The sequence below is a fragment of the Lyngbya sp. CCAP 1446/10 genome (assembly GCF_026130175.1).
Classification (GTDB): Bacteria; Cyanobacteriota; Cyanobacteriia; order Cyanobacteriales; family Microcoleaceae; genus Microcoleus.
This window is the reverse complement of the sequence record NZ_JAIGNI010000025.1, coordinates 51,116-72,128: the sequence shown is the minus strand read 5'-3', so window position 1 is coordinate 72,128 and position 21,013 is coordinate 51,116. Positions and strand designations below refer to the sequence as shown.

The following is a 21,013-nucleotide window of genomic DNA, read 5'->3' as shown; positions in this document are numbered from 1 at the left end:
CTCCCAATGCTCCCGAACAAAATCTCGTTGAAGATATTTGGTTACAAGCTAAAAATTTTTCACGAAAGTATTGGTATTTATGTAAGTCTTTTAAGATAATTAAATTTTTGTTTGAGTTTTTCACAAAGGAACATAAATTTGATTTCCCCAAAATCCATCAGTACACCTATACATAGAAAATGATTTAGGATTGCTATATATAGAACGACATCGATGGAGGATTCCTGATTATCAGGCGATGCAGTCTCAAAAGATCACAATTGGTTAGCTTTGCTGTCGAGGCTACAATTAAACAGATTGGACGAAGAATCAAAATATCCGGGGCCTGGTGGAATCGTGACAATCTGGCTCAAGTTCTAAAACATCGTTGTGCTTATTTAAATCTCGCTTTGGCGTGAATAGTATTTATACTTATTACATATTTGAGATGCTCCCGATTAGTTCGTAGTGCGGACTAGAGTTCGCAACCAAGCCAGACTAAAGTCCGCACTCTAAACAGTTTATGTTATTAATTTACCGGACATGAGATAATTAATTTGGAATAGTTAGTTTCGCAATTATTCTTATTAATTATTCAGCACCATTATCCTTTAATTTTGAATATACTCGAACAGAATTTCGAGATATTTATCTAAAGATTGAGTAGGTATTTCTTTCCTCCACATGGCAGTCGATCGCGCGTAGTCTATGGGATGGTGCAACGGCACAAACACAACTTGGGGATGGGGCAGTGCTCCGGCCTCATTCGGCATAACTGCTACCCCTTGCCCAGCAGCAACCAGAGCAATCATGGAGGCATGGCTATCGGCTTCCAAATGCAGATTTGGCGTGAATCCGGCTTCATGGCAAGTGGCGCGGATGCGTGAGTTGCGCCCCGGAAACTTTTCTTCAGACATCCCAATAAATTTTTCTGATACCAGGGAAGCTAGGTTAATTGAGGATTTATGTGCCAAGGGATGTGTATCCGGTAATACAGCAGCGATCGGCACTTTCTTAACGCATTTGACTACAAACTCGGAATCTAACTCCGAAGGTGGATTGCCCATAAACGCAATATCGATCGCCCCATCTCGCAATGCTCTAACTTGTTCGCTAGGCGGCATCTCCTGGAAACGCACGGCAACTTCAGGATGGACAAGTCCAAAGCGCTGTAGGGTTTTACCAAGAAAACTCTCAAGGATGGTGGGAATGTAGCCAATAACCAAAGGCTCATGCTTATCGGTGTAATGAGTCTTAAGAGTTTGCACAGCCAGATGACTGCGATGCAAAATATCTTTTGATTTTTTGAAAAAAAATTCTCCCCCTTCTGTGAGTGTCAACCCATCAGATTGTCTGAGAAATAGCACAACGCCCAGTTCGTTTTCCAGGTTTTTGATTTGACGGCTTAACGTTGGCTGGGAAATATATAGCCGGATTGCAGCACGGCTAAAGCTGAGTTCTTCTGCAATGGCCACAAAATATTTAAGATGCCGTAATTCCATGACTTGTATGGGGTATGCCTAAAAGCTATAGGTGTCATGATTATAAAGCATTTGCTTTAACTTATCTGTTCTATTATCCTGAATTGATAATTATGAAATCGGCAGAGTAGGATGAGTCATTTGATTTACCACCTGGATGCAGATATCCTCAATTCTTCTCAACAAACGTTCTATCCCAATACGGTTCACTTAACACTATTTATACACCGGAGATCCCCCTAAATCCCCCTTAAGAAGGGGGACTTTGAGGGTATTTTTGTCCCCTCCTTTTTAAGGGGTGTGCCAGGGGATCTGTCTTAAGTGAATCGTATTGCGTTCTACTCTTAACTGTAAAAATCAATTTCTTATGCCCCAAGATAGCTATCAACTCGGCGGCAGTTTAACCATTGATGCACCCAGTTACGTACAGCGACAAGCCGACTCGCAACTGTATGAAGGAAGCCCTAAAGCGAGGAGAGTTCTGCTATGTCCTCAACTCCCGGCAAATGGGCAAATCTTCGCTGTTGGTGCGAACCAAGCACCGCCTCGAACAAGATGGCTTTCGCTGCGTTGCCGTCGATTTGAGTGTGGTGGGCAGCGAACAAATTACTCCACTGCAATGGTACAAGGGATTCGTCGGTGACTTGTGGCGACAGTTAAAGTTACGGGAGTCCTTAAATCTAAAAACTTGGTGGCAAGAACGCAGCGATCTCGGTTTATTGCAACGGCTGCGGTGGTTTATTGAGGAATTGATACTGGTGCAGTTCCCACAAGAACAGTTGTTTATCTTTGTCGATGAAATTGACAGTTTTCTGGGGCTTGATTTTTCTATTGATGACTTTTTTTCCCTAATTCGTTTCTGCTATAACCAACGGGCGATCAACCCAGAATATCAACGCATTACCTTTGCGATTTTTGGGGTAGCAACTCCCTCGGATCTGATTCGAGACAGAACCAAGACACCGTTTAATATTGGACTGACGATCGAACTAAAAGGCTTTGAGTGGGAGGAAGTTACTCCTTTAATTCAAGGATTGGAAAAGATGGTGGAACAGCCAGCATCGGTTGTGAAGGCGATTTTATACTGGACGGCGGGACAACCGTTTTTGACTCAGAAGTTGTGTCAATTAGTCGTGGAATTGAGTCAGCCGACAATGGAACAGGGTGACAAGATAAGTATTCCACTTGGTACGGAATCGTTCTGGATTGAGAACTTGGTCAAAACTCGCATCATTGAGCGTTGGGAATCGCAGGATGAACCGGAACACCTAAAAACGATTCGCGATCGCATTCAACGGAGTGGTAAGCGCGCTGGTAGAATTCTAGGCATTTATCAAAAAATTTTGCAAGGAATTGAAGTAAAAAGTGATGATAGTCTAGAACAAATTGAATTGTTACTCAGCGGTTTAGTCCTCCGACAGGATGGAATATTATGGGTAAAAAATCGCATTTATCAACAAATATTTAATCTTCAATGGGTTGAAAAAAATTTAGCGGACTTGCGTCCTTACTCCCAGGTGTTTGATGCTTGGGTAGCTTCCGGGCAAAAAGATAAATCGCGATTGTTGCGCGGACAAGCTTTAAAAGATGCTCAAACTTGGAGCCAGGGCAAAAGTTTAAGCGATTTGGACTATCATTTTTTAGCAGAAAGCCAAGAAGTAGACAGACAAGAATTGCAATTATTTTTAGAAGCAGAACGGCTTAAGGAAGTAGAAGCTAGGCTGGCACTCAAGAAAAAAAATGCCAAACGCCAAACTTATTGGATTGCTGCACTTTCCTTCGCTTTAGCAGTCGCGATTGCAGCCGGAATCTTTGCTTTCTTCCAGTACCAAAAAGCGATCGCTAGCCAACGCAATGAGCAAATAGAAAAAATTCAAGGCAGGGCTAGATATTCGGAAGCCCTCTTTTCCTTAGATAAAAGGTTAGATGCTTTAATTGAAGCGCTTGGGGCAAGAAAAGAACTCAAACAGTTAGCCTCATCAAATTCGCAGACAGAAACAATGGTAGAATTGGCTTTGCGGCGGTCAATTTATGGATCAGTTGAATTTAACCGCTTTTCGGGTTATGCTTCGGCAAATAACGCATTAAATGTAAGTTCTGATGGCGAGATTATTGCTGTGGCAACATTGCAAGATGGCATCCAAATTTGGCAGCGCGATGGCAAGTTGCTGAATACTCTCAAAGGACATCAAGGCCCAGTGATAGGAGTAGCCATCAGCCCCGACGGTGAGCTCATTGCTTCAGCAAGCGGAGACACAACCGTCAAACTCTGGCGCAGTGACGGCACATTGCTGAAAACTTTGAAAGGGTTTAAATCTACAACTGGCCAAGTCAAGTTTAGTCCTGACGGAAAACTGATTATTTCGTCCGGTACGGACGGTACGATAAAACTCTGGCGCAGTGACGGCACATTGCTAAAAACCTGGACAGGGCATGGCGCGAGCGTTCAGCAAGTCGTTTTTAGCCCCGATGGACAACTGATTGCTTCGGCTTCTGAAAACGGCACTGTCAAACTCTGGCAACGGGATGGCACATTGCTGACAACATTTTCAGATATTCAATCTCCTGTTTTATCAATTGCCTTTAGTCCTGATGGCAAAACCCTGGCAACAGGTAATGGAGACGGTCAACTAGAATTGTGGCTGCGTGACGGCAGTTTGTTAAGGAATTTCACTGCACATGATGCTGCAATTAACGCCCTAGCTTTTAGCCCGAACGGGCAAATAATCGTCTCTGGTTCTGACGACAAGATGCTAAAATTCTGGAGCAAGGACGGTACTGCTTTGAATGCGATTAAAGGCCATGACAGTGCGATTAAAGATCTTGCATTTAGTCCCAATGGCGAGACACTATTCTCTGCATCTTGGGATGGCACTGTAAAAGTCTGGAAATTACGCAATCGGTTGCTGACAGTTCTGCGGGGACATACGGCTGGAGTTTGGGGAGTAGCTTTTAGCAACGACGGACAGTTACTGGCTTCATCGAGTCCGAAGGAGGTTATGTTGTGGCGCAAGGACGGGATTATCAATAGGCGCTTAAAAGAGCCCAGCCTTCAGCTTAGCTCAGTTGCGATCGCTCCTAATGGGAAAACGATTGCTACTGTTGGTAGAGACCAATCGATCAAGCTTTGGAGTCCAGACGGTACATTACTTGATAGTCTCAAAGGGCATGAGGGTGCTATTAGGAGAGTCGCTTTTAGCCCTGACGGTAATATGCTGGCATCTTCGAGTACCGATCGCACAATCAAACTTTGGCGCGTCAACGGCACGGAAATTGCTACTTTTAGAGGACACAAGGCGGGGACTTGGGGGGTTGCTTTTAGTCCCGATGGTTCGACGCTTGTTTCTAGCAGTGGCGACAAGACTGTAAAGCTTTGGCGTTTGGCTGCGGTTTTGAATCACCAGCGCGGGATAGATTCTCAATCAGAGGTCAAAAGTGAGGACAGCTTATTCAAGACTCTTCAAGGTCATAATAGTGCAGTTATGAACGTAGCTTTCAGTCCTAATGGCGAATTGATTGCTTCGGTGAGTGAAGACAAGACGGCTAAACTTTGGAGTCGTGAGGGTAAGTTATTGCATACTCTTAGGGGACATGATTCTGGGATTTGGAGTGTAGCGTTTAGCTCTGATAGCCAGACAATTGCTACAGGCAGTAATGATGGGATAATTAAGCTCTGGAAGTCTGACGGTACATTCATAACAAATCTAATTGGACATAGTGCTGGGGTTAAGGGATTAGCTTTTGCTCCTGATGGCAAAACTTTGGCTTCGGCTTCTGAGGACAAAACGGTAATTTTGTGGAATTTAGAGCAGTCTGTAGAGCTAGATAGGGTAGTAGCGTCGGGTTGCGATTTGGTGCGGGATTATCTGCGAACTAATGCCGAAGTGAAGGAGGTGGATAGACATTTGTGCGATCGGCTGTTCCAATCCAAGATTTATTGAGCTGCCACGAAACCCAGTTAGCGGTGTGAGTTTTGCTGTTGTAGCTCATCACGTATTGCGGCGGCTTTACCATCAGGTAGTTGTCGATGCTGGCAATACTCGAAGCTGCATTACTGGGATTGCCCTGGAGTAAGTTGCGGTTATTGACTGTAGTTTAGACTAAATAAAGATGAGAACGGTGGCAAAAGAAGAACTAGAGCCACCGTTAAGGAGAGAATGAGGGTGAAAAATAAAAACCTATCCACTCCTTAAATGAACAGTGAACGATTAAAAGACTTTCGTCAAGAAGCATACGAGTTATTGGTACGAGGCAAGGATGCAACATTTGAGCTGATGGATGCAGTAATGACCACGCCCGAATGCGTCATGTTTTGCCCAATTTTCACTCAATCCATTATTCAATCGTCAATGGCAAGCGTGTCTACGAAGCATTGCAAGACTGTAGGCCGAACCGGAAAAAACTGATGCTGCTGTATCTTCAGCAATTAGAACAACAAGTACCCCCAACAGAACATATATTAGTGGCAATCGACCTGCATGGGGGAGACAGTCATGCTAAAACATTAAAAGACAGAACCCATGAATATCAGGGGGGAGTAATTATTGGACAGGGATATAGTACAATTGCGTGGATACCCGAAGCTCAAGGAAGTTGGGCATTACCCCTACTTCATGAAAGAATTAGTAGTGGGTCTTCACCCATACTTCAAGCAGCTTCCCAACTCAAACTTGTCTGTGAACAGAGCCTCCATCCAGTATTAGCAGTCTTAGACCGAGTGAACGGTGGAGCGATCTAATGCCATTGATGAGTTGGCAACTTTGGTTAGCTAGGGATTTAGTGGTCGAGAATATACTACCCTGGCAATCTGCTAATATCAATTTAACTCCTGGACGTGTTACCCAATCAATGTTGTGGCTTTTAGTTGACATTATTACTCCCGCGAAACTGCCTAAACATAGGGGAAAATCCCCTGGTTGGGAAAAAGGAAAGGTACGGACTAAAGCACCGCGATATCCCACCGTTAAAAAACGGGTTTCTCGACGCAAAAAGTCTTCAAGATTAGCTATTTAATCTTCTACTTCTTGAGTTTTTGAGCAACAGCTTGCCTGATCTTACAAGGCGGCTACTTTTAGCTGCGCTCATTTTTTAGTCTAAACTACAGTTTATGAGTGAATCAACCAATCCACCGCTATCTCCACCAGTTTCTCGACGCACCGCCCTCAAATTTCTCGGAGTCGGTGCCGCCGGCGGGCTGCTGGGCTACTCTCGATTTTCCAAACCCGAACCCGCCGTTTTTGGGCAAGATACTCTGGACTTGCCGCGAATGCTGAATACACCCAAAACCGTCGCAGTTGTCGGCGCAGGCTTAGCCGGACTCGCCTGTGCTTACGAACTAAGTCAGCGGGGTTTCGCCGTCACACTGTTGGACAAATCGCCCCAACTCGGCGGCAAAATTGCTAGTTGGCCGATACAAGTTGGGAACGAAACCTTCATGATGGAACACGGTTTCCACGGTTTTTTTCCGCAATACTACAACCTCAAAAGTGTGGTTGAAGAACTAGAAATTACCGATAACTTTGTATCTTTAGAATCCTACGCCGTCGTCTTTCGAGACGGCAAATACCAACCAGAAGTTTTCCGTCCCAACCATTCAGCTTTCCCCTGGAATATAGTTGACTTGGGGATATCTTCGCCCAATCGGCTCAAGTGGGGAATCAATCTGACAAAACCTGCTCACTGGCGAGTATTTCGAGAAATCGGCGGCTTTCAAACTCAAAAAAGTTTTGCTCGCCTCGACAACATATCAGTTGCCGACTGGGTAAAAGGTGAATTCCCGCGCGGACTTTACGACTTGTATTTTCTGCCTTTTGCCAAATCCAGTCTCAACGCTCCCGACGAATTGAGTGTGGGAGAATTAATGCAATTTTTCCACTTTTACTTTTTCGGAAATCCTGAAGGTTTAGCCTTCAATGGCACGCGGCAAGATATGGGCACGAGTTTGGTGCAGCCGATTGCCCAAGCCATTGAAAGCAAAGGTGGCAAAGTATTAACAGATGTCGCCGTTAGTAATATTCACTGGGAAAATGGCCAGATTGATTCTTTGACTTATCAGTCGGGAGACGTGCAAAGCAAAGTACCTTTTTGGGTGAAACAAAACACGCTGTTAACTGACAGCAACTCTACGGAATATTTCGGCGCTGGCGACAGCGTATTTGCCGCCGCACCAGGAGGCAAAGAGGCGATTTCTCTGAGCTGTACTCACCAAGGCTGCACAGTTAAGAAACAAAACGATGGTCAATTTCACTGTCCTTGTCACGGGGCAGTTTTTGATGCTGAGGGGCGAGTTGTGAGCGGGCCTGCTCAGCGGGATTTGCCGAGATTTAAGGTAGTTGAAAAAAAAGCCGATGAGATACAGTTAGCCGCCGCTACGAATAAGTCGCAACCGCAGAATGTGGGGGAAACCTTGAAAGCTGATTATTATGTGTTTGCGGCGGATGTTCCGGGGATGCAGCATTTGTTTAGTTTGGCCAGCGGTGAGGTGAATCCGCAGGTGCAGAGCCGAATTGAGGAATTGAAAATAGCCGATCCGTTTGCGGTGGGTCGTTTTTGGTTCGATCGCGAATTCCCCTGGGAACACAGCAATTTCAGTTCACTGTCGGGCTACAAACTGACTGACAGCATCACACTTTACCACAAAATTCAGGATCAGTTCATCGAGTGGAACCAGAAAACTGGTGGTAGCGTAGTGGAACTGCACGCTTATTGTTACAAGGAGAAAGAATTCCCCAACCAGGAAGTTTTGCTCGCGACTTTTGAGGAAGAATTGTATGAAATTGTGCCGGAATTAAAAGCAGCAACTATGCTACACCGGGAGTTGGTAAATCAAAAGAATTTTTCCGGTTATCCGCCCGGTAGTTATGCGGAACGCCCGGAGACTTGCTGCGCTGTTCCCAATCTGTTGTTTGCGGGAGATTGGGTAAAAATGCCGTTTCCTTGCGGTTTAATGGAAAGGGCGGTGAGCAGCGGTTTGTTGGCAGCTAATGCTATTTTATACCAGGAGGGTTTGCAAAGGCGATCGCTCTTGACGGTGAATCCCGAAGGCGTGCTGAAAATCTAAAGTTGGCAGCGGGGCGGGTTTATATCCTGTCCGCTGGAACGACTACTAAGTAGGCTGGTACAGATAAACATTTAGATGGGGAGGGCGGGTTTTTCCTTCACAAACTGGCTTGTATCTCCGTGATTATTAGCTGGGGAGGGCGGGTTTTTCCTTCACAAACTGGCTTGTATCTCCGTGATTATTAGCTGGGGAGGGCGGGTTTTTCCTTCACAAACTGACTTGTATCATAGATTCTTAGCTAAACCCGACCCTTGTAGGGGCGGATTTAGCTAATAGCACTCGTATACAAGCGAGAAGATGAGTGCTTGGACGAATTAAATAGGTAAGGGCAAAAAACACAGTATCTACAGATATCACGGTTAATATACTGGATTTGATATTAAATATGTATGAATGGAATTTGCACGCTAGCCAATGATACGGTTTATGATCAATTAATTGCTTTACTTAACAGTATTGAAGTGATTTTAGGCTCAAATACTCCTGTCTGTATTTATCCTTTTGACGATGAGATACAACAAATTCAAGCTGAACTTGCCAATCGTCCCAATGTTTTTCTGTATGAAGATAGCGAATCAATTCAGCGATGGGATGAATTCATGCAAGCAGCCGCACCTGAGCGCTTGAATCGCCAAAAGTTTCGGCTTTACGGCGCGCACCGTCGTTTTTGTGCTTTTGATGGGCCTTTTGAAAGGTTTATCTATATGGATGCTGATACTTTGGTGATGAATTCGCTTGATTCGGTTTTTGAGAAGTTAAATGAATCGGATTTTGTGGTTTATGATTTCCAATTTACTGATCCGACTAAAGTATACAATATTTCGTCTCCGAAACTGCTAAAAGTATTCGAGCATAATCGCATAAATTCAGAAATATTTTGTTCGGGTTTTTACGGAAGTAAGCAAGGACTTTTTGACAAATATACTAGAGAATGGTTGTTGGCTCAACTGCATTCGGGGGAGGCAGAAATTTTGTATGAAGGTGCTGGAGAACAGCCTTTCCTCAACTATATGGTGATGAAAACTGGCATTAGTAGTTATAACCTTGCTCGCAGTCTCGCTGATAATTTAAAAACTGGGTGCAGTGTTACTTCTAAACATTTTCAAGAGCAAGATTTTATTCTTTATGATAAGGGAAATCGGCTGACTTATATTCATTATATTGGGGTGCAGCCGGATTTGATTCGGAGAGTTTGTGCTGGTGAAAATATTGAGTTTCCTTATCGGGATTTGTTTCTGCACTATCGCTATCTCCGCGAACCGGAAAAGCGGCCGGTTTTTACGGAACCGCTAATGTCTTATGCTGATGTTTCTGCGCCGAATTTGCTACAAAGAGTGTTGAGAAGGTTGAGGATAAATTGATGAGTCGCGGTATTTATATTGTTGCTAATGATAGGGTGATGGAAAGTGCGATCGCCCTTTTAGCCAGCATACGTCTGTACAATTGTCAAGTACCAGTTTTTTTGATCCCGTTTGACGACAATTATCAGCAAGTCGCGGCCACACTCAACAGCCTCTACGGGGTGCAATTGTTCCCAAATCTGGGGTTTGTGGAACAGTTTACCAGGGAAATTGGCCAAATATTCGATCGCACTTTTTTAGCCCTTCCCAACAAAATGCGGAAACTCTGCGCCTGGTTTGGCCCCCTCGACGAATTTCTGTACATCGATACAGATATCATCGTCTTTGAAGACATCGCAGCCAACTTAAACAAACTCTCAGAAGTAGACTTTTTTTGCTGCGACTATCACCACATCAGCGAAAAACTGCGAAATATATTTTCACCTATTGTAAAAGAACAGAATATATTTACCGACTCACAACTTCAAGATGTCTTTAACAGCGGTTTCTGGGCTTCGAGAAAAGGCACTATTACAGAATCGCAAATGTACAACATTTTGCGAGAATGCGCGCAGCATCGAGAATATTTTGACTTTGCTCAAAATGTCACAGACCAACCTATACTAAATTACATGATTCTTAAGTTGATTCCTAAGCGCTGCAATCTCGCCAAAAAATCAGCAACAGAACCCGGTAGCTGGGCGGGTTCTAGACATTTTCAAGAAATATATTACGTGCTTTATGACAAAGACAAAAGGTTAAAATATATTCACTGGGCTGGGATACCAATTAAATCGGGTAGCCCTTACTGGAAACTTTGGCAACATTATCGTTATTTGCATCAAGAAAAACCTAATTTAATGCAAAGATTGTTCAGATATTTGTAGGAATACATTTTTTATTAAAAAACTATGACTAATGGCATTTATATTCTGGGAAACGATGTGGTTTTTGACCAGTTAGTTGCTTTATTGAACAGTCTCGAAGTCAACGGCGCACAAGATATTCCTGTTTGCATCATTCCATACAATGATAACTTGCAAAAACTGCGAGTGGAAATTGCCTCGCGAAGCAATGTTACTTTATTTGAAAATACCGATTCCATCAATTTTTGGGAAGACTTTGCGACTCAAGCTTGGACATCTCACGAAAAAGCTCAAAAAGTTTGGCAAGCTAAAGGTTGGCGACAAGTTCACTGTCTGGAAAGGCACCGAAAACTTTGCTGTTTTGACGGCCATTTTGACAAATTTGTCTATTTTGACGCTGACACTCTGTTAATGGGAACTCTGGATTACATCTATCAAAAAATTGATGAATTTGAGTGGGTAGCTAACGATTTTCAGTACAAATCTGACCTCAATTATGTGTTTGATTTATCATCACAAAAACTTGCAGAAATTTTCCAACTTGACGAACTAAAATCTCTGATTTTTTGTAATGGTTGGTTTGCTTCAAAAAAAGGTATTTTAAATCGCAATAATGCAGCAGAACTATTAAAAAAATTGACTTCTGGAGAAGCTGAAATCTTGTCCTTGCGGGGAGCTGACCAACCTTTATTTAACTATTTAGTCGCCCGTAGTGACATTTCTTTTTATAACTTTGCTTACGATCAACCTGCACTGATAACGGGCAATCATTGGTCTTCTCAATTTGATGTGATAGATTATGTTTTATACGATCAAGGACGGCGGCTGACTTATTTACATTATATGAGTATTTCCGCTGCCAAGTTTACTCGATTGTGTGCTGGGGAAGATGTTGAGATTCCCTACCGAGAGGTATTTCTGCACTACCGCTATTTGAATTCGCCGGAAAAACTGCCAAAATTAGTGCCACCGAATTTGTTTGTTCGCTGGCAGAGAAATTTAAAAAATTGGGGGATTCAAAAAATTAATAATGTTTTATTTAAGTGGCGAGTTTTAATCAAGAATGACTAAATTTTTGACTACGAATCAACCCCTTTTCTTTTCTGAAAAGAGGGTTGATGTTTAACTATGGTTCTTCAAAAAAAGAATCCAAGTCTAGGGCTTGGGAACCTCCACGTTGTAGTTCAATTAAAACTTTGCCTAGTTGAGTCCAAACTAGCCATGCTGTTAGTAGTGTCAGCGGCAGGGCTAGAACATAGGAAAGTAATTTTTGGAAGCCGAAAATCTCCATTCCTGAAGCTAAAAATATGCAAATTCCGCCGGACATTCCTAAAAAAGGTAACTGCAATTGTAGACCTTTTAGGTTGGACAAAGTACGACTAGAACGATTTTTAGACCAGAGTTGTACGGCTTGTTTTAGAGTTGCTTCAAAGGCTAAGCCGGAAGCCATACCTGCTAGTAATCCAGCGGACATTAAAAAATACGGAGGTTCTGGAAAGTAATACACGAATAATTCCTGAAGTTGGGTAAATTGGGAATTGGGAATTGGGAATTGGGAATTGGGAATTGGTAAAAGTAGAATTATTTTTCTTCCTTCTTCCTTCTTCCTTCTTCCCTCTTCCTTCTAGTTAAAATCGAGTCAGCGCGGCTGTTCCTGCTGTGGAAAACTCTGCTAAAGCACCTAGGGCAACGTTGAACAGGCGGCTTGGTTGCAGGTCTTCTTTGACTAAGTTCCAGAGGCTGCGAACTTCTTCGGTGTGAAGACGATCGTCCTCAATTAACGCTAACATTAGCTGGCGGCGCAAAAACGAGCCTTCCTCTGATAGCAAGAATTGCAAGCCTAGTTGGGCTGTGGGTAGTAGGTCGAAACTGCGATCGGATCTGGCGATCGCGATCATCTCCTCTAACCTATTCCACTGAAATTTGCCATCCTTGAATAATACCTCAATCAGGCGACGCCGCAATGCTGGAGATTCCCCATTCAACAAACGGCGCGCGACGTAGGGATACGCCACCTCGACTATCTTGAAATCGGGATTCAGTGTCAGGGCTAAACCTTCTTCTGTCACGAGAGACCGAATAATTAAGGCAAATTTCGCGGGTACTCGGAAAGGATAATCGTACATCAACTCCGAAAACTGGTCTGTAATCGTCTTGAAGTTAAAATCTGCCACCTTTTCGCCGACAATATCGCCGAGAACAGATTCCAATGCCGGGACGATCGGCATAATATCTGTATCTGGTGTCAAAAAGCCAAGTTTGACAAAATCCTTAGCTAACTGTAAATAATCTTTGTTAATCAAATGAACGACAGAATCAACCAAATTTTCTTTAGTTGCTTCTTCCATCTGATCCATCATCCCAAAATCGATGTAAGCCATGCGGCCATCTGCTAAAGCAAACAGATTTCCTGGATGGGGGTCAGCGTGAAAAAATCCGTGTTCTAACAACTGCCGCAAACCGCTGCGAACTCCGACTTCAATTAAACTATTGGTGTCCAAACCTGCGGCTTTAACACGTTCTATATCTGTCAGCTTGATGCCGTCAATCCATTCGAGAGTCAGAACGCATTTTGAAGTATAGCGCCAGTAAATACTCGGAACTTTTACTGTCGGGTCATCGGCAAAATTGGTCGCAAATTTCTCGGCGTTGCGGCCTTCATTGATATAATCAATTTCCTCGAATAGTTTAATGCCGAATTCATCGACTATTAAAGAGAGGTCGTGGCCGAGATTCAGCGGCAGCAAGGGGCCAATCCATCCAGCAGCCCAGCGCATTAAGTAAAGGTCAAGGCTCAAGACGGGCAGCAAATTCGGTCGTTGAACCTTAACTGCGACTTCTTCTCCGGTGATTAAACGGGCTTGATATACTTGACCGAGACTGGCGGCGGCGACAGGTTCGGAGGATATTTCGCTGTACATTTCGCTAATTTTGCGATCGAGTTCTGCTTCAATAATCTTGAAAGCCCGCACTGAGTCAAAGGGCGGCAATTGATCCTGAAGTTTGATCAATTCTTGGAGAAAGTCTTTGCGGATTAAGTCTGGTCTAGTAGAGAGTGCTTGGCCAACTTTAATGAAAGTGGGGCCCAAGCGAGTGAGTATTTGTCGTAGGTGGGTGGCGCGTTCCGGCTGGTGTGCTGCGACTTCGTGCTGCCAACTGTCCCACAGCATCCCCAGCACGAAGCCTGCAAAAGACCAAATAACAGTAATTGCTCGCCAAATTGCTTTCCAAGGACGGTTGCGGTAATACTGAGCGATCGCTTGTGGATCGTAGCGTCTAGCCTGAGTGAATTGATACTGAGGCACTCGTTTATTTTCCTCTGATTTTATGAAAATTACAGGTTAAATTGAGAATTGAGAATTGGGCATCGGGCATCGGGCATCGGGCATCGGGCATCGGGGATGGGAAGTCGAAAGTTCAAACATTCTTTATTCTTCCCTCTTCCTTCTTCCTTCTTCCTTCTTCCTTCTTCCCTCTTCCTTTTTCCTTTTTCCTTCTTCATCATTGACCGATCGCAAATTTTAGGCGAGCGGAAAATGCACCCGTTGAAGGCGGATTGCCAGCCTAAATTTGTTTCTTTTCATTAAAATTATAGTACATAAAAGTACAAGTGATCGGTCAAAATACTTAACAGATTTCCCCGATCGCGGAAACAGTACGGCACTGCAACGCTGTAATTCCTATGTCAGGAAAGCGTTTTTGTCGATCGGGCGATCGCACAAAACCTACTAAATCCTATCCGCCCTGTGCCAAACAATCTTTCAGCCCATAAATCGCCCGCTCTTGTTGATCCCTGGTCAGTTCCGGGAACATCGGCAAAGACAAGACTTCGCGACAAACTTGCTCAGCCACAGGCAACTGACCGGCTTGATAACCCAAAGATTTGTAAACAGGTTGCAGGTGCAAAGGTAACGGATAGTAGACCATCGAACCGATGCCAGATTCCTGCAACTTAGTCCGCATCAAGTCCCGGAAATTGCCAGAGGAATTGGGCTCGTCTTCTTGACTTGTCAGCCGAATTGTGTATTGATTCCAAACTCCCTTGGCGGCTGGCAATTCCTTGGGGACTGCAACTCCGGGCACGCGGGAGAGACATTCGCCGTAAACTGTCGCGATCGATCGCCTTTGGGAGTTCCAACCGTCGAGATACCGCAATTTAATGCTGAGAATCACCGCTTGTAGGGCATCCAGACGGCTGTTGTAGCCGATTTCTTCATAAAAATACCGAGAAGACTGACCGTGTTCCTTGAGCATTCGCATGGAAGCTGCGAGGGCCGGATCATTTGTCGTCACCGCGCCGCCGTCACCGCAAGCGCCTAGGTTTTTGGTCGGATAAAAGCTGAAACAGCCGATATGGCCGATGCTGCCGACTTTTCGAGACTGCCACTCGGCGCCGACAGACTGGGCGCAATCTTCGATTACCGCTAAATTATGCTTGGTGGCAATTTCCATCAACCGAGTCATATCTGTGGGTTGTCCGAAGATGTGCACCGGCATAATTGCCTTAGTTTTTTCAGTAATTGCCGCTTCGATGAGTTCGACATCCAGATTCAAAGTTGCGCTGTCAATATCGACAAATACGGGAGTTGCACCCACAGCGCTAATTGTCTCAGCCGAAGCGAAAAAGGTAAAAGGAGTGGTAATCACTTCATCGCCGGGGCCAATTTTGAGAGCTCGCAAGGCCAAAATCAGGGCATCGGTGCCGGAGTTGCAGCCAACGCAGTCGGAAACGCCGATATAGTCGGCAAACTCTTGCTCAAAACTCTTGACGGCTGGGCCGCCTACGTAGCCGCCAGAGGCGAGCACTTTTTGCACCGCAGCGCTGATCTCGTCGCCAATCTGGGCGTACTGCTGGGTTAAGTCGAGGGGGGGAACGTTATTCACTCTTGACACCACAAATTGCAACCATTATCAAAGCAAATTTTTACAGTAAAAATGTTTTTCAGAAACCTTTATTCAAATATCTTATAGTTGGACGGGCAAACAATCACTTTATCGAAAGAGAGCGCGTGTGTTAATTCAGCTAGATTTGATTGATTTGGGTTGGGCTTTGGGGATGGTGGCGATCGCGATCGGGCTTTCGGCGTGGCAGGGATTGGGGTTGGAAGGGGCGATCGCGATCGCGGCGGGGCGCACCCTGATCCAGCTAATCGGAGTCGGCTACGTGCTCGCCGTGGTGTTTGCGCCGGAGGGGAAAAATCCTTGGCTGGTGTTAGCAGTGTTAGCAATCATGCTGACAACGGCTAGCATGGTGGCCAGCAACCGCATCAGCAAAAAAATCAAGCATTTACTGCCGTTGGTTTCCGGCTCAATTTTGATCAGTACGGCGTTTACTTTGGGCTATACAAACTTGCTAATTTTGCAACCTGACCCCTGGTACGAACCGCAATACCTGATTCCCTTAGCGGGGATGATTTTGGGCAATGCGATGAACTCTGGGGCGATCGCGGGCGAAAGACTTGTCAGTACAGTTAACAGCAGCCAGTTAGAAATAGAAACCCATTTAAGTTTAGGATCTACACCGCAGCAAGCAGTAAAACAGTACCGCAAAGATGCGATCAAAGCTGGATTAATCCCCACATTAAACACAATGACAGTCGTAGGAATTGTGACATTGCCGGGAATGATGACAGGTCAAATGCTGAGCGGTGTCAGTCCTTTGGATGCAGCATCTTACCAGATTTTGATTATGTTTGTATTAGCGCTGGCAACTTTAATCGCAACTCTGCTATTGACTGAGGGATTGTGCCGGAGGTTTTTCAATCAAGATGCACAATTAATCAAATGGTAATAAGGTTCGATCGTTCGGACTTCAGTCCTATGAATTAACTGGTTCCCAGCCTGTAACGAGTGAAACAGCAGTGTCATTGTCAGGAACGAAGCAATCGCCAAGACTGAGATTGCTTTCCCGAAGCGCAATGACATACAATATAGATAGATAGATAGATAGATAGATAGATAGATAGATAGATAGATAGATAGATAGATAGATAGATAGATAGATAAATAGATAGATAAATAGATAGATAGATAGATAGATAGATAGATAGATAGATAGATAGATAGATAGATAGCGCGTCTCAATAAATTGTACAATCAATTAATCTTTAAATTGTCGCCATGATTCAAACTGCAACTAAACCAGTAACCTTTGAAGAATTTCTGGACTGGAAACCCGAAAACGGACATTACGAACTGCACAACGGAGTAATTGTTGAAAGGTCACAGCCATTAGGAAGACATGAGAAAGTGATCGGTTTTTCAGCAAGAAAATTGACCGTAGAATTCGATCGATTAAACCTTCCGTATTTCATCCCCAAACAACCATTAGTTAAGCCTCCCGATTCTAAATCTGCTTATGAACCTGATATTCTGATCTTAAATGAAGCCAATTTAGAGTCAGAACCTCTGTGGAACAAGTTCTCAACAGTGACTCAAGGGGCATCAATTCCGCTCATTGTCGAAGTTGTTAGCACCAATTGGCAAAATGATTACCTACTGAAAGTTGGCGATTATGAACTAATGGGCATTCCAGAATATTGGATTGTGGATTATCTTGGTTTGGGCAGCCGTCGATTTATTGGGAATCCCAAACAACCGACAATATCGGTTTATCAATTAGTTGATGACGAGTATGAAATCATCCAATTTCGGGGAGATGATCGTATCCAATCCGCAGCTTTTCCAGAGTTGAAATTGACGGTGCAACAGATTTTTCAAGCGGGACTGACTGACGGATGAAATTGCTGGAAATATCGATATCGGGTAGGGACACGGCATTTCCTATTGGTGTCAACTTAACCTCAAACGTAGTGCGAGTTTTCTGTCTAGCGATTAAGCGTCGATCCTGCCAGCGCCCCTTCTCAAGGGGGGGGGGACAAGATTCTTTTCAAAGTCCCCCTTCTTAAGGGGGATTTAGGGGGATCTGGCCTCTGCTATAAACGAGAGATACAAAGGTTTTTAGGCTCAAGTTGACACCAATAGGCAAGGCCGTGTCCTGTATTTCATCGCCATGTCGTGTATTTAATCAGCCCATTGATATAACCTTTGAGGCTAGACAAATTTCGGTTCTTCCTTACTTACTATGCTAAATCAATAGCTAAATTAGTAAAAATATCTGAACAAATATATAAAAAAGTAAATCAAGTCCTTGTCCAGCTTGAAATTTGGGCTAGTTTAATTGTTAATTATCAAAGAGCCTAAATTGTTAAGTTTTAAAAATATTTTGATTTATGGTAAGGTTGGGAAAAAGGTAATTAATAATTGGTAAACTTATTGCGTGATTTTTTGAGCAATGGGGAAACCGCAGATCGAGGCAGATTAACACAGATACACGCAGATGTTTTTCAAGATATGAGAGGGTAAGATTTTAGAAGAATTATCTACAGGTTTGTGATTAGAGAACAGATAACGCATTTACAGCAGCCCCATATCTTTGAAGCAACGGCGCGTTAACTCGATTCTGGCTGCTCCATCGTTTGTACTGCGAATGTCAATGTTTGTGGCAAAAAAATAAGCATTTTTATTCTTCTCTAAATAACCGACATACCAGCCAAGTTGAGGCTTTGTTTGTTCTCCAAAAACTGCCCAGCCTGTTTTTGCCCTGATTGTGTAATCGGGAGTTTGTTCGACAATCATGATGTCTTTAACTAGAGAGATCGATCGCTCGGAAAAGGGTAAGTCGTTTTTGTGGAGACGGCGCAAAAATTGAATTTGCTGGTTGGGTGTGATTCGTAGTTCTCCTTCTAACCAAAATTTATCAATATCATCTTTTTTGCCAATGTTTTGGTTGCCATAATCGGCTTTGGCTACCCATTTTTGCATTTGTTCGTGTCCGACTCGGCGCGCGAGAACTTGGTAAAACCAGACGGCGGAAAGTTTGATAGCTTCTCTCATATTCAAGTCTCGATTCCAGGCGGGAATTTGCCTTTGAATTCCATCCCAAGTGAGAATTGCAAGTTCATTGGAAATTACGCCTGTTTCTAAGGAAATCAAAGAGTTGAGAATTTTAAATGTAGATCCGGGTAAAAAAGCTGTGCTGTTGCGCGGCGGGTTGTGTTGATAAAGCCGATCGCTATTCAAGTCGTAAATGGCGATCGAGCCTTCTACTCCTAAATCTTGAAAGTGCCTTCCAAAATTGGTTGTTTGAGCGATATCTCCTGCGCCGCGCGGAGATTCCAGGGCTGGAGTTGGTGCGGTTAAGGCCGATTGCTATGTCTGAACTAAAACAGCAGTAATGCAGCTTAATACAATTACAATTAGAGCGATCGCCCGCATGATTCGGTTCATAAAATTCGATAATTGAGGTTGGTTAGCAAAATCACAGACAGTAATTTTAGACGATCGATCGACTTGTAAGTAAGGTGCGTCAGACTTAGGCTGCGTGCGAAATAATTAGATTGTGGGCTTGACGCACCCTACAATATATGCGATCGTTGTGTAAGTCATCAACTACAAAACTGCCATCACAGTCAAGGCTACCAAGCAGCTTAACTGAATTGCTAAACTCACAATCCGAAACTTAGGATCGAGGCCAGCGATGTGAACCATTGAATGCACCAGCCGAAATAGGATGTAGGCAACAATTAGCGAATCTACGACTGTTCCTGAGACGCCCCTAACTGTTAGCAGGAAAACAACTCCCAAATACAAAGGCAGGTTTTCTACCAAGTTGGATTGTACTCGAAATAGTCGCCACAGCAAACTTTCATCGTTTGGTGTGCCGAAATCTTTGGGAGAACCGCCGGCAGATAGATGCCGAATCCTGACTGTCAGCAGCATGACTACAACTGCGATCGTCCACAGGATGAAAATTACTAAACCCCAGAGAGGGACAGTCATATTTGTCTGTTCGATTTGGATCATTTTTTTACCTTGCGAAACTATCGCACCATTGTATTGAGCAAATGTTCGATCGCGCTTGGGAGATTTTCGCACAAACCAGTGTGTACCCTTGATGTTTGAACGATCGTACTGCGGGGCGCTACGAGCCAGTGAAAGCGCTCTCTGTGGGGAAGTTGACCGATCGCGCCAGATTCCGGGCCGCCCGCACAAATGACGGGAATGACGGCTAGGTGGTTGCGAATCAGTTCCAGATCCAAGGTTGAGTCGATCGCCCTCAAGCGCTGTTCGTCAATTTCGATCCGGGCTTCGAGAAATTTTTTGGTACCGCAAGAAACGATCGCCCCGACGTTGATAAACTCTTCGCGATCGACTTTGGGAACGACGCGGATAATGGCATAATCATACAGACATCGATCGGGCACTAATCGCTTCCTCCAAAAAAATATGTGTTGATTCTAGCCGATTTAGTAGGTACTCAATATAAGCATCGCGATGCTGGTTGCTGTCGGTGAAAGGGGAATTTCCCACCAGCCAAACATCGGGAATCAGTTGAACGATGTTGCGAATAATTTCTGGCGTTAACATCTGAGTCATCTTGAAGTTTGCAGCTTCCAGATTGCTCGCAAAACGCAGCAGAACGTGGTCTTTAATTGGGGAAAAACGATCGCGACTGCGCGAAAGATAATCTTTCCAAGTGTGGTGGAAATACATCGCCGCACCGTGATCTATCAGCCACAGCCGGCGGTGCCATACCAGCATATTTGCATTGCGCGGCGTGCGATCGATGTTGGTGACAAAAGCATCGAACCAGACAATTTCCGAGGCCAGATCCGCATCAGATTTGCCCGCTACGGGGTCAAAGGTGATGGAACCGGGAAGATAGTCGAGGGCGAGGTTTAGGCCTGCACTAGCGCGAATTAAATCTTGAATTTCCGGGTCTGGTTCAGTGCGGGCGAGTTCGGGATCGAGTTCCACCAACACGAGTTCGGGGATTGGTAGCCCGCAGGCGCGCGCAATTTCCCCGGCTACTAACTCCGCAATTAAAGATTTTACTCCCTGACCGGCACCGCGAAATTTGAGTACGTACATACCATCATCGTCGGCTTCGACGATCGCCGGTAGCGAACCGCCCTCGCGTAAAGGAGTGACATATCTGGTAGCATTGACTGTTCGCAAGCTAAGACTCATGCTATTTGGGATTTGGGATTGGAGATTTTCGATTGAATAATTGGCCATGACTAATTCTAACGTAACGCCTGTTTTCTTGAGGAATAACGGTAATTGCGATCGTAATTGCGATCCGAGTCGTCATTAGTCTGGGCCATCGGATTAGAATATTCTGGCTCAACAAGAATTGACATAATTTTTAAATATGTAAAGTAACAAAAGAAATATAAAAATATATTTTGGGAAGTGAGCCGATTCTACTAAAAAGTCCGAATT

The 21,013-nt window shown here is 44.2% G+C and carries 17 protein-coding genes and 2 pseudogenes; 9 read left to right on the top strand and 10 right to left on the bottom strand.

The annotated features are described in order from the left end of the window. Positions 1-176: pseudogene (locus K4039_RS12675) on the top strand (IS630 family transposase); the annotation flags it as partial. Positions 177-590: 414 nt separating this feature from the next. On the opposite strand, the gene K4039_RS12670 reads toward K4039_RS12675, so the two are convergent. Continuing rightward, positions 591-1,481 carry a LysR substrate-binding domain-containing protein gene (locus K4039_RS12670; RefSeq protein WP_265235544.1) on the bottom strand — a complete coding sequence of 297 codons (891 nt, stop codon included), beginning with the start codon at positions 1,479-1,481 and terminating at the stop codon, positions 591-593. Positions 1,482-1,870: 389 nt separating this feature from the next. On the opposite strand from K4039_RS12670, the gene K4039_RS12665 reads away from it, so the two are divergent. Next, positions 1,871-5,401: an AAA-like domain-containing protein gene (locus tag K4039_RS12665; protein WP_321161603.1), complete on the top strand. Its 3,531-nt coding sequence runs from the start codon at positions 1,871-1,873 to the stop codon at positions 5,399-5,401. Here K4039_RS12665 and K4039_RS29940 read toward each other — a convergent pair. After that, the gene (locus tag K4039_RS29940) at positions 5,334-5,474 is read right to left on the bottom strand and encodes a DNA/RNA non-specific endonuclease (RefSeq protein WP_332972609.1); all 141 of its coding nucleotides are present in this window, start codon (positions 5,472-5,474) and stop codon (positions 5,334-5,336) included. The genes K4039_RS12665 and K4039_RS29940 overlap by 68 nt on opposite strands. A gap of 391 nt (positions 5,475-5,865) precedes the next feature. Between K4039_RS29940 and K4039_RS12660 the strand changes: the two genes are divergently transcribed. From K4039_RS12660 to K4039_RS12640, 5 genes are all read left to right on the top strand, one after another. After that, entirely contained in the window at positions 5,866-6,198 is a 333-nt protein-coding gene (locus K4039_RS12660; RefSeq protein ID WP_265235543.1) for a hypothetical protein, read from the top strand. A 369-nt stretch (positions 6,199-6,567) separates the two neighbouring features. Further along, a complete protein-coding gene (locus K4039_RS12655; RefSeq protein WP_265235542.1) occupies positions 6,568-8,520 on the top strand; it encodes an FAD-dependent oxidoreductase in 1,953 nt (650 codons plus the stop codon). 389 nt (positions 8,521-8,909) lie between these two features. Next, on the top strand, positions 8,910-9,881 hold the full coding sequence (locus tag K4039_RS12650) for an alpha-1,3-mannosyltransferase family protein (protein WP_265235541.1): 972 nt from the start codon (positions 8,910-8,912) through the stop codon (positions 9,879-9,881). After that, a complete protein-coding gene (locus K4039_RS12645; protein ID WP_265235540.1) occupies positions 9,881-10,747 on the top strand; it encodes an Npun_R2821/Npun_R2822 family protein in 867 nt (288 codons plus the stop codon). Before K4039_RS12650 ends, K4039_RS12645 begins: the two co-directional genes overlap by 1 nt. 24 nt (positions 10,748-10,771) lie before the next feature. Beyond that, complete coding sequence (locus tag K4039_RS12640) at positions 10,772-11,797, top strand: Npun_R2821/Npun_R2822 family protein (RefSeq protein ID WP_265235539.1); 1,026 nt, start codon at positions 10,772-10,774, stop codon at positions 11,795-11,797. A 55-nt stretch (positions 11,798-11,852) separates the two neighbouring features. Here the strand turns inward: K4039_RS12640 and K4039_RS12635 are convergent, their stop codons facing one another. The 4 genes from K4039_RS12635 to K4039_RS12620 form a co-directional block, all read right to left on the bottom strand. Then, positions 11,853-12,233: a hypothetical protein gene (locus K4039_RS12635; protein WP_265235538.1), complete on the bottom strand. Its 381-nt coding sequence runs from the start codon at positions 12,231-12,233 to the stop codon at positions 11,853-11,855. A gap of 121 nt (positions 12,234-12,354) precedes the next feature. Then, positions 12,355-14,031, bottom strand: coding sequence for an AarF/ABC1/UbiB kinase family protein (locus K4039_RS12630; protein WP_265235537.1), 1,677 nt, complete (start codon positions 14,029-14,031; stop codon positions 12,355-12,357). Between the two features lie 29 nt (positions 14,032-14,060). Further along, positions 14,061-14,231, bottom strand: a complete 171-nt coding sequence (locus tag K4039_RS12625) for a hypothetical protein (RefSeq protein WP_265235536.1) — start codon at positions 14,229-14,231, stop codon at positions 14,061-14,063. Between the two features lie 230 nt (positions 14,232-14,461). After that, a complete protein-coding gene (locus tag K4039_RS12620) occupies positions 14,462-15,610 on the bottom strand; it encodes a DegT/DnrJ/EryC1/StrS aminotransferase family protein (RefSeq protein ID WP_265235535.1) in 1,149 nt (382 codons plus the stop codon). Between the two features lie 127 nt (positions 15,611-15,737). Between K4039_RS12620 and fetB the strand changes: the two genes are divergently transcribed. Both fetB and K4039_RS12610 read left to right on the top strand, forming a co-directional pair. Further along, positions 15,738-16,517 (top strand): ABC transporter permease, encoded by a 780-nt coding sequence (gene fetB / locus K4039_RS12615; RefSeq protein WP_265235534.1) that lies wholly within the window; start codon positions 15,738-15,740, stop codon positions 16,515-16,517. Between the two features lie 329 nt (positions 16,518-16,846). Further along, on the top strand, positions 16,847-17,467 hold the full coding sequence (locus K4039_RS12610; protein WP_265235533.1) for a Uma2 family endonuclease: 621 nt from the start codon (positions 16,847-16,849) through the stop codon (positions 17,465-17,467). A 675-nt stretch (positions 17,468-18,142) separates the two neighbouring features. Here the strand turns inward: K4039_RS12610 and blaOXA are convergent. The 4 genes and pseudogenes from blaOXA to K4039_RS12590 form a co-directional block, all read right to left on the bottom strand. Further along, positions 18,143-19,015 (bottom strand): annotated as a pseudogene (gene blaOXA, locus K4039_RS12605) (class D beta-lactamase). A gap of 162 nt (positions 19,016-19,177) precedes the next feature. After that, on the bottom strand, positions 19,178-19,567 hold the full coding sequence (locus K4039_RS12600) for an MAPEG family protein (RefSeq protein ID WP_265235532.1): 390 nt from the start codon (positions 19,565-19,567) through the stop codon (positions 19,178-19,180). A gap of 41 nt (positions 19,568-19,608) precedes the next feature. Further along, a complete protein-coding gene (locus K4039_RS12595; RefSeq protein WP_265235531.1) occupies positions 19,609-19,992 on the bottom strand; it encodes a DUF3037 domain-containing protein in 384 nt (127 codons plus the stop codon). Next, on the bottom strand, positions 19,970-20,758 hold the full coding sequence (locus tag K4039_RS12590) for a HipA family kinase (RefSeq protein WP_265235530.1): 789 nt from the start codon (positions 20,756-20,758) through the stop codon (positions 19,970-19,972). The genes K4039_RS12595 and K4039_RS12590 overlap by 23 nt, the downstream gene beginning before the upstream one ends. Positions 20,759-21,013 lie beyond the last annotated feature (255 nt).

Coding starts and splice junctions, on each gene's coding strand:
- K4039_RS12665 (WP_321161603.1), top strand. CDS start 1,871: ATGCACCCAGTTACGTACAGCGACAAGCCGACTCGCAACTGTATGAAG.
- K4039_RS12650 (WP_265235541.1), top strand. CDS start 8,910: ATGAATGGAATTTGCACGCTAGCCAATGATACGGTTTATGATCAATTA.
- K4039_RS12645 (WP_265235540.1), top strand. CDS start 9,881: ATGAGTCGCGGTATTTATATTGTTGCTAATGATAGGGTGATGGAAAGT.
- K4039_RS12625 (WP_265235536.1), bottom strand. CDS start 14,231: ATGATGAAGAAGGAAAAAGGAAAAAGGAAGAGGGAAGAAGGAAGAAGG.
- K4039_RS12610 (WP_265235533.1), top strand. CDS start 16,847: ATGATTCAAACTGCAACTAAACCAGTAACCTTTGAAGAATTTCTGGAC.
- K4039_RS12590 (WP_265235530.1), bottom strand. CDS start 20,758: ATGAGTCTTAGCTTGCGAACAGTCAATGCTACCAGATATGTCACTCCT.
- K4039_RS12670 (WP_265235544.1), bottom strand. CDS start 1,481: ATGGAATTACGGCATCTTAAATATTTTGTGGCCATTGCAGAAGAACTC.
- K4039_RS29940 (WP_332972609.1), bottom strand. CDS start 5,474: ATGGTAAAGCCGCCGCAATACGTGATGAGCTACAACAGCAAAACTCAC.
- K4039_RS12660 (WP_265235543.1), top strand. CDS start 5,866: ATGCTGCTGTATCTTCAGCAATTAGAACAACAAGTACCCCCAACAGAA.
- K4039_RS12640 (WP_265235539.1), top strand. CDS start 10,772: ATGACTAATGGCATTTATATTCTGGGAAACGATGTGGTTTTTGACCAG.
- K4039_RS12600 (WP_265235532.1), bottom strand. CDS start 19,567: ATGACTGTCCCTCTCTGGGGTTTAGTAATTTTCATCCTGTGGACGATC.
- K4039_RS12655 (WP_265235542.1), top strand. CDS start 6,568: ATGAGTGAATCAACCAATCCACCGCTATCTCCACCAGTTTCTCGACGC.